The sequence below is a fragment of the Streptomyces sp. NPDC054956 genome (assembly GCF_053609185.1).
In genome coordinates this window covers 1-1,041 of the sequence record NZ_JBSGXB010000672.1, presented here as the reverse complement: position 1 = coordinate 1,041, position 1,041 = coordinate 1, and the positions used below count along the sequence as shown (strand labels likewise).

The following is a 1,041-nucleotide window of genomic DNA, read 5'->3' as shown; positions in this document are numbered from 1 at the left end:
GGTGCTGCTGCGGGGCGCGGCCACGTTGCTGCTCGCCTGCGCGGGGGTGGTGGCGGGACCCGCGGCGGCGCGGGCGACCGGTCCCGGCCCGGCCGCGTGCGCCGCGGACGCCGGCGCGCGGGGCCTGGCGAGCGGAGCGGTACCCGGGAGCCTGCTGTCGCTGGACCGCCGGGACGGCCGGATCAGCCAGGTACAGCTCTTCTCGGATGCCACGGCAGCGAAGGGCACGGGCTTCGTCTGGCACCGGGAACAGGCCACGCCGGACGGTCCGTACGGGCCGTGGCGGCGGGTGAGCGCCACGGCCGTGGGTCCGGGGAACCTTCCGCTTCGCGCGGTCGAGAACGCCGCGGGCGATCTGGAGGTGCTGTTCGCCGCCGGTGGCGCCTCCTGCCGCACGGTGCGGAGCGCCGGTGCCGACGGCTGGAGCACTCCGGCCGTCATCGGTCCGGCGCCGGCGCCGGACCAGGCCGGGGGCCGGATCCAGCCGTTCCGGGCGGAGGCGCCGAGCCCCGCGGCCTCCGCCGGCACGGCGCGCCTGGAGGTCGGGCGGACCACCGGGCTGCTGGACGGCGACATCGTCAAGTTCACGATCGCGGGCGGTCCGCCCAAGGCGTACGTCTGGGTCAAACAGTGCGGTCCCTCGGCGTCGGCGGCCACCTGCGACGATGCCACCGGCCGCCAGTTCCGCGTCTACCCGGACGGCACCTACCAGCTCTCGCCGAAGAAGCTCTACGCCCGACTCGCCACACCGGAAGGGAACTTCGACTGCCGCACCGCGTCCGCGGAGGCCCCTTGCAGCCTGGCCCTCACCGACAACGCCGGGGCGGTCCTGGCCACCGTCCCGCTGCGCTTCCGTCCGCACGGCGGTCCGGAGGCCCCGCCCACCCTCCGCGTGGACCCGGCCGAGGGCCTGGTCGACGGGCAGACGGTGCACGCGACGGGCAAGGGCTACGAGCCCCAGTACCACTCCTTGATCATGGAGTGCGCCGCCGGCTCGGCCGACACCCTCGGCTGCCGCCCCCGCAGCAGGCCCCCGGCGAC

At 76.5% G+C, this 1,041-nt stretch carries 1 pseudogene; it reads left to right on the top strand.

The features are described 5' to 3' along the window. Positions 1 to 1,041: pseudogene (locus ACWGDE_RS39195) on the top strand (hypothetical protein); the annotation flags it as partial.